This is a genomic window from Bradyrhizobium sp. Leo78 (assembly GCF_059512425.1).
The window spans coordinates 39489-47397 of the sequence record NZ_JCAMOT010000051.1; the positions used below are offsets into that span (position 1 = coordinate 39489).

Below are 7909 nucleotides of genomic sequence, written 5' to 3' on the forward strand. Positions count from 1 at the left end.
CAGGACCAGACCCGGAATCTCGAGATTCCGGGTTCGGCGCGATGCGCCGCCCCGGAATGACAGCCGCAACCTCACGCCACGTGCTGATCCAGGATGCCGACTGCGCCTTCGAGGTCGACCGAGACCAGTTGCGACACGCCGCGCTCGGCCATGGTGACGCCGAACAGCCGGTTCATGCGCGCCATGGTGATCGGGTTGTGCGTGATGACGATGAAGCGCGTCTCGGTCGAGGCCGTCATCTCGTGCAACAGGTTGCAGCAGCGCTCCACGTTGTGGTCGTCGAGCGGCGCGTCGACCTCGTCCAGCACGCAGATCGGCGAAGGGTTGGTCAGGAACACCGCGAAGATCAGCGCCAGCGCGGTCAGCGCCTGCTCGCCGCCCGAGAGCAGCGACAGCGACTGCGGCTTCTTGCCAGGGGGCTTTGCGATGATCTCGAGACCGGCCTCGAGCGGATCGTCGCTCTCGATCAGGTGCAGCGCGGCCTCGCCGCCGCCGAACAGCTCGACGAACAAGCGCTTGAAGTGGCTGTTGACGGTCTCGAACGAGGTGAGAAGCCGCTCGCGTGCTTCGCGATTGAGGCTCTGGATGCCCTGGCGCAGGCGCTTGATCGCTTCGACCAAGTCGTCGCGCTCGGTGGTGAGCCCGGTGTGCTGGGTCTCCACCTCGCGCAGCTCTTCCTCGGCGCGCAGATTGACGGCGCCGAGGCGTTCGCGGTCGCGGCGCATCTTTTCGAGCTCTTCCTCGATCTGGCCGACCGGCGGCAGTTCGGCGCCCGGCTCGATCTCGGCGAGGCTGGCCAACGCCTGCGGCTCAACCTCGAGCATGTCATGGACCTCGCGCTCGATATCGGCGAGCCGACGCCGAGTTCCTTCCATCCGCTCCTCGGCGCGGGCGGTCGCCTCGCGGGCGCTCGACAGCGCTTCCAGCGAGGCCTTGGCGGTGCGGTCGGTCTCCGCCATCGCGGTCTCGGCAGCGGCGAGCGCGTCGGCGGCGCCGCGGCGATCGTTCTCGGCGTACTCGATCTCGCTGATCAGCGCGCTGCGCTTCTCCGCAAACACCTCCGGCGCATTGACGAGCTCCTCGCGCTCTGCGGTCAGCTCGGTGATGCGGGCCTCAATCGTTCCGATCTGCGAGGCGCCGCTTGCTTTGCGGTTCTGCCACTCATTGCGCTCGGCGAGGATCGCCTGCACGCGGCGGTCGGCGAGCTCGGCTTCACGAGCCAGCGCCTGCGCTTCGGCGCGCACCTGGGCGGCCACGCGGCGCCGGTTCTCGATCTCGCTGCGGACCGCGCCGAGTTGGCTTTCAGCCTCGATGCTCGGCGGCAATTCGGCGAGCGCCGCATCGGCGTTCTCGTGCGCGGCCTCGGCTTCGGCACGGTCGGCGGCGAGGCGGTTGTGCGCTTCCGTCAGCGCGGATTTGCGCGCGGCGTGGCGGTTGATCTCGCGCTCGGCTGCGGCATGGCGCTCGCGCGCGGCATCGGCTTCGCGGCGCGCGGCACGCACCGCCTCGCGCGCGGCGGTCTCGGCGGCGGAGGCGGCGCGCAATTCGGCTTCCGCATTCTCCAGCGCCTGCCGCTTGGTGATCACCTCGTTGCGCGCCTGCTCGAGTTCATGCTCGATGTCGACGAGGCGGGCACGCTCGGCGAGGCGCCGCGCCGCGCCGGTCGGCGCGTGAGCGGCGGTGACAAAACCGTCCCAGCGCCAGACGTCGCCCTCGAGCGACACCAGCCGCTGGCCGGTCTTCAGTTGCGACACCAGCTCCGCGCCGCGCTCCTTTGCCACGACGCCGATCTGGGCGAGGCGGCGCGCCAGTTCCGGCGGTGCCTGCACATGATTGGCAAGGCAATCGACGCCTTCGGGCAGCGCCGGGTCCTCGCTAGCGGGGACATTGGTCCAGCGCATCGGTGCCGAGGGATCGACGGGAGCATCGAGATCGTCGCCGAGCGCGGCGCCGATCGCCTTCTCATAACCCTTGGCGACCGTGATGCCGTCGATGATCGGCGGCCACAGATTCTTGGTCTCGCCATTGAGGATCTTGGAGATGGTGCGCGCCTCGGTCTCGAGCCGCTGCACGCGCTTCTCTGCTTCGGTCAGCGGGCTGCGCGAAGCTTCGAGCGTCTGCCGCGCGACCACGTGACCGGTTTCGCTCGCCTGCACGGTGGCTTCGGCCTCGGCCAGCGTCTGCTGCGCGGTCTCGACCGCGGCCGCGAGCACATCGATGTCGCCCAGCGAGCCGGTCTCCTGCGCGAGGCGCTCCTGCTCGGCCTGGACGCTTGCGATCTCATGGTCGAGCCGGGCGAGCCGGTCGCGATGGGTGCGCACGCCAGCTTCGAGCTGGTTGCGCTTGGCAGTGAGGTCGGCGAGCTCTGTGGTCAGCTCGGCGAACCGGCGCTCGGTTTCGGCAAGCATGGCTTCCGCTTCCGCGACGCGCTCGTCGACGCCGGAGCGCTGCTCTACCCGAGACTTGATCTCTTCCTTCAGCTCGGCGTCCTCGGTGTCGAGCCGCTGCAGCGCGACGTCGGCGTCTGCCGTCTGTTGTTGCTCGCGCGCGATGTCGGCAACGAACTGCGCCAGGCGCCGGTCGAGTTCGGAAACGCGTTCCTTGGCACGCTCCTCCTCGCGATCGAGCAACTCGCGCGCATTGTTGAGCCGCTGCAGGCCTGCGGCGGCGCGGGCTTCCGCCTCGCGCAGCGCCGGCAGTTCGGCCGCGCGGATTGCCTGGATGCGCGCGGATTCCGCCTGCTCGCGGGTGCGCTCGGCCGCCTCGCGAACGGCGAGATCATGCGTCTGCGCGGCATCGTTGACGTCAGCGTGAGCCTCGATCCAGCGCAGGTGGAACAGCATCGCCTCGGACTTGCGGACCTTCGCGGCGACCTCGCGGTAGCGGATCGCCTGCCGCGCCTGCTTCTTCAGCCCGTCCATCTGGCCGGTGAGCTGGCCGATCACGTCCTCGACGCGGGTGAGGTTGGTCTCGGCTGCCTTCAACCGCAGTTCCGCTTCATGGCGGCGGGCATGCAGGCCGGCGACGCCGGCGGCATCTTCGAGGATGCGGCGGCGCTGTTCCGGCTTGGCCTGGATGATCTCGCCGACCTTGCCTTGGTGCACCAGTGCCGGCGACCGCGCGCCAGTCGCGGCATCGGCGAACAGGAGCTGCACGTCGCGCGCGCGCACGTCACGTCCGTTGATGCGATAGGCGGAACCCGCATCGCGCTCGATGCGGCGGGAGATTTCCAGGAGCTGGCTGTCATTGACCGCGGCCGGCGCCGTGCGATCGGAATTGTCGATCGTCATCACGACTTCGGCGTGGTTGCGCGCCGGGCGATTGCCGGAACCGGCGAAGATCACCGCGTCCATGTCGGCGGCGCGCAGTGACTTGTGCGAGGTTTCGCCCATCGCCCACCGCAGCGCTTCCACCAGGTTGGACTTGCCGCAGCCGTTCGGTCCGACCACGCCGGTCAGGCCCGGCTCGATCATGAAGTCGGTGGGTTCAACGAACGATTTGAAACCGTGGAGGCGTAGGCGCGTGAGCTTCATGAACACAAATCTCTGTTGGCCGGGCGCGAATCTCCCAGCCGTGACAGTACCATGAAAGGCAATGTCGGTAATGCAGGCGGACCGCTCGCTGCGGCTGTGGCCGCGACAATGGCGAGGCCGGAGCGCACCGGCAACCGCCGCCTCGGGCTTTTCCCAAGGCTTTTGCTTGGTTTATCCGATGTTGCGAATAGCTGTGGACGAATCAGCTTTTCAACAATGAATTGATGCGCTTGCTGAATTCATCGAACGAGGTCTCGCCCTTCAGCATCTCGCCGTTGATGAAGAAGGTCGGGGTCGAATTCACCTTCAGCACGTCGTTGGCGTATTTCTGGTCAGCGGCGATCTTGTCGAGCAGCGCCTGGTCCTTCAGGCAATCCTCGACCTGCTGCTGGCTGAGGCCCGCCTGCTTGCCGATTCGCGTCAGCGTCTCCGTGGTGTTCTTCATCACCCAGTCGTTCTGCTGGCGGAACAACAGGTCGATGACTGCGAAATATTTTGGCGCGTCATCCTTGGCGATGCAGCGCGCCAGCATCGAACCGGCGGCCGCCTTGATGTCGAGCGGGAATTCGCGGAACACGTAGCGGATCTTGCCGGTGTCGATGAATTCCGACTTGATCTTCGGGAATACCGTGTCGTTGAAGTTCGCGCAGTGCGGGCAGGTCATCGAGGCGTATTCAGTGATTGTCACCGGGGCGTTCTGCGGGCCGAGCGCCATGTCCGGTAGTGATTGCGGCTTGGCGACATCGGCGGCGGTCTGCGCCATCGCCTCCGAAATCAGGCGCAGCGGCGAGAGACCGATCAGGGCGGCAAGACCAGTCAGTGACAGAGCGGCGGTAAAGGCGCGGCGCGTGATGATCAAGGTCGGCTCCCGGATTGGCGCATGCACGCCTAAAAGAGGTCTAAAAAAGCGAGCTTTCGCTAGCTTGAAATGGTGATTGTGGCAATGCTGCGCTCCAAGGCCCGCCACGCAAAAAAGTCTCAATTTCGCTTGATCGAGGCCCCCAATCGCGCCAGTGCGGCACGCAGCGCCTCGTCCTCCACGGCGGACAGGGTCTTTTCGACCGCCGCCACCGCCTTGGGGTCCGGCGGCCGCGGCCGCACCGGGCGCTCCCGCCGGGACAGAGGCGCCTGCCGCAGCGCCAGCCGGCCGACCGCGTGCCAGCCGAAGAAGCGGTTGACCCGCTCCAGAATGCGGTCGGAGGAATGCTGGATCTCCAGCGCCATCGGCCCCTCGACCCGGAGCACCAATGTTGCCGGCTCCTGCGGCTGCCCCTCCACCGGCCGCGGCCATTGCATCTTCATCGGCTCCGAATACCGCGCGATCTCGGTCCCCGCGATCTCCGCCCACCGCGTTACCAGCTCGCGCGCGGCGAATCCCTGCTTGGCATAGGCGTCGGAGAAGACGTCGTTGAGCAGGATAGAGAGCGGCTTTGCGCTGATCGGGCCGGGTTTTGACATGGGTCCTTATAGCACTTTGGGATTGACCCCAGGAACCACCCCGATTCCGGTACGAAGAAAGGCGTGGATGGCCGGGCCAAGCCCGGGCATGACGTGGAGAGATTCGGGCGCCAACATTAAAGTCATCGCATGAGGTCTCGCGCAGCCACCACGACAAAATCACGACAACCGCCTGACGCGGTCGCCGCACGTCCCGCCCTGCTGCTGGCCTGGTATGACCGGCATCGCCGCCGGCTGCCGTGGCGCGCGCCTGCCGGTGAGCGGGCCGATCCGTACCGGGTGTGGCTGTCGGAGATCATGTTGCAGCAGACGACGGTCAAGGCGGTCGGGCCGTACTTCGAGAAATTCGTCTCGCGCTGGCCGGATGTCGGTTCGCTGGCGCGCGCCTCGCTGGACGATGTGCTGCGGATGTGGGCCGGGCTCGGCTACTATTCCCGGGCGCGCAACCTGCACGCCTGCGCGGTGGCGGTGCTGCGCGATCATGGCGGCATCTTTCCCGATGATGAGGAGGGGCTTCGCACGCTACCGGGGATCGGGCCGTACACGGCCGCCGCAATCGCTGCGATCGCCTTCGACCGCCGCACCATGCCGGTCGACGGCAATATCGAGCGCGTGGTATCGCGGCTGTTCGCGGTCGAGGAGGCGTTGCCGCAGGCCAAGCCGCTGATCCAGCAATTGGCGAGCACGCTGCTCGGTCCTTCTCGCGCCGGCGACAGTGCACAAGCGCTGATGGATCTGGGCTCCTCGATCTGCACGCCGAAGAAGCCGGCCTGCGCGCTGTGCCCGCTCAACGACGATTGCGCAGCGCGCGCCCGCGGCGACCAGGAGAGCATTCCGCGCAAGACACCGAAGAAGAGTGGCGCGCTGCGCTCGGGCGCGGCCTTTGTCGTCCTCCGCGGCGATGAGCTCCTGGTCCGCACCCGCCCCGAGAAAGGCCTGCTCGGCGGCATGACGGAAGTGCCGACCTCCGACTGGCTGGCCGGGCAGGACGATGCGGCTGCACTCGAGCAGGCGCCATCTCTGAAGGGCGTGACGCGCTGGCACCGCAAGGCCGGCGTCGTCACCCACGTCTTCACGCATTTTCCACTCGAGCTTGCGGTCTATACCGCAACCGTTCCGCCGCGCACGCGCGCGCCGGAGGGGATGCGCTGGGTGCCGGTCGCCACCCTCGCGGACGAAGCGTTCCCGAACGTGATGCGCAAGGTGGTCGCGCATGGGCTCGGCACGTGAGGTTGCTGACAGCATGCTGGCAGTAGCCTTGCGTTAGGGAGGAGCACCAACGGAGGCTCCCATGATCGCGACCGCGCTTGACCGTCTTGCCACGCCGCCCTGCTCGAAGCTGCTTGGCTGGCACCTGCTCGATGCGCGCCCGGACGAAGGCTGGATCCGGATCGGCTTCGAGGGCAAGCCGGAGTTCTGCAACCCGGCCGGCTTTATCCAGGGTGGCATGCTGTCGGCGATGCTCGACGACACCATGGGCCCGGCGGTGTTCGTCATGACCGACGGCAAGCTCTACACCGCAACCATCACGATGACGGTGAATTTCCTGGCGCCGGCGAAGCTGGGACCGATCATCGGCGAGGCCAGGGTCACCCAGCTCGGCAAGACCGTCGCCTTCGTGGAGGGCAGGCTGTTGGCGGAAGACGGCGTCGTGCTCGCGACGGCATCGACCAGCGCACGCCTGGTGGAGACGGCAAAGGCCGTTCGCTGAGGCAGCCAGTCGGCGCGGGGATGGACGGGGCAAGAGCGCGCCGTTAACTTCGTGTCCCTCTGAATGAGGGATGAAACATGCTCAAGCTCTATTACACCCCCGGCACCTGCGCGCTCGCCTCGCACATCGCGCTTGAAGAGGCCGGCGCGCCCTATACGATCGAACGGATCGACTTCAAGACCAACCAGCAGAACAGCCCGGACTATCTCAAGGTCAACCCGAAGGGACGGGTGCCGGCGCTGGTCACCCATCATGGCGTCCTCACCGAGACACCCGCGCTGCTCGCTTTTATCGCGCAGAGTTTTCCGCAGGCGAAACTGGCGCCGCTCGATGACGCCTTTGCGTTCGCGCAAGTGCAGGCGTTCAACAGCTATCTCTGCTCGACGCTGCATGTCGCGCATGCCCACAAGATGCGCGGTTATCGCTGGGCTGCGGACGAATCCTCCTTTGCCGACATGAAACGCATGATCCCGAAAACGGTCGGCGCCAGTTTCGCGCTGGTCGAACGCGACATGCTGAAAGGCCCGTGGGTAATGGGCGAAGCCTTCACGATCTGCGACATCTATCTCTTCACGATGGCGCAGTGGCTGGAGGGCGACGGCGTCGATCTGGCGGCATTGCCGAAAGTGGTCGATCACCGAAGCCGCATGGCCGCGCGGCCCGCGGTGAAGAAGGTGCTGGACGCGGAGGCGTGAGCGGTTTGTAAGAGTGGCGAGGCTTTGTCGTAGGATGGGTAGAGCGCAGCGAAACCCATCGCGACGGAGCAAGCCGCGCGAATGATGGGTTTCGCTCCGCTCCACCCATCCTACGATTCCAGTGAACCTCGCACCGGTGTCGTCCCCGCGAAGGCGGGGACCCATAACCACAGGGAGTTGTTGTGGGGCGAGCAAGCGGTTGCAGCGGAGCACAATACAAAGGCCTGCGGTTATGTGTCCCGGCTTCCCGGCTACGCCAAGGGGCTTCGCCGCGGCGCGCAAGCCCGGGACGACGGGGGTGAGTGCTGATTCAAATGTCAAACAGCAGTGAGGATGTGAGGTCGCGTTCTCGCGGCGCGTTGCGTCCGAGCTTTGCGCTACTTTCCGTCCTCCTCGATGGCAGAGGGCGCAGGGAAAGCCGGGTGCCGGTTGCAGCCATGGGTCCCGTGCAACAAAAAGCACGGGGGTAGGACCACAGGTTCAACCGAAGCATTCCGGCTTTCCCTGCGCGA

6 protein-coding genes are annotated in these 7909 nt (G+C 66.5%); 3 read left to right on the forward strand and 3 right to left on the reverse strand.

The window, feature by feature from the left end; all coding sequences use genetic code 11:
• Positions 1–71: 71 nt before the first annotated feature.
• The 3 genes from smc to AC5ZG1_RS37900 form a co-directional block, all read right to left on the reverse strand.
• A complete protein-coding gene (gene smc, locus AC5ZG1_RS37890) occupies positions 72–3533 on the reverse strand; it encodes a chromosome segregation protein SMC (RefSeq protein ID WP_496135948.1) in 3462 nt (1153 codons plus the stop codon).
• Between the two features lie 202 nt (positions 3534–3735).
• A complete protein-coding gene (locus tag AC5ZG1_RS37895) occupies positions 3736–4392 on the reverse strand; it encodes a DsbA family protein (protein WP_130231715.1) in 657 nt (218 codons plus the stop codon).
• Between the two features lie 119 nt (positions 4393–4511).
• Positions 4512–4991: a DUF721 domain-containing protein gene (locus tag AC5ZG1_RS37900; protein WP_028167440.1), complete on the reverse strand. Its 480-nt coding sequence runs from the start codon at positions 4989–4991 to the stop codon at positions 4512–4514.
• A 129-nt stretch (positions 4992–5120) separates the two neighbouring features.
• Between AC5ZG1_RS37900 and mutY the strand changes: the two genes are divergently transcribed.
• The 3 genes from mutY (at position 5121) to AC5ZG1_RS37915 (ending at position 7397) form a co-directional block, all read left to right on the forward strand.
• Positions 5121–6221 (forward strand): A/G-specific adenine glycosylase, encoded by a 1101-nt coding sequence (gene mutY, locus AC5ZG1_RS37905; RefSeq protein ID WP_496135949.1) that lies wholly within the window; start codon positions 5121–5123, stop codon positions 6219–6221.
• 61 nt (positions 6222–6282) lie between these two features.
• Entirely contained in the window at positions 6283–6702 is a 420-nt protein-coding gene (locus tag AC5ZG1_RS37910) for a PaaI family thioesterase (RefSeq protein WP_496135950.1), read from the forward strand.
• Between the two features lie 77 nt (positions 6703–6779).
• Positions 6780–7397 carry a glutathione S-transferase family protein gene (locus tag AC5ZG1_RS37915; RefSeq protein ID WP_496135951.1) on the forward strand — a complete coding sequence of 206 codons (618 nt, stop codon included), beginning with the start codon at positions 6780–6782 and terminating at the stop codon, positions 7395–7397.
• The last annotated feature ends 512 nt before the right edge of the window (positions 7398–7909 follow it).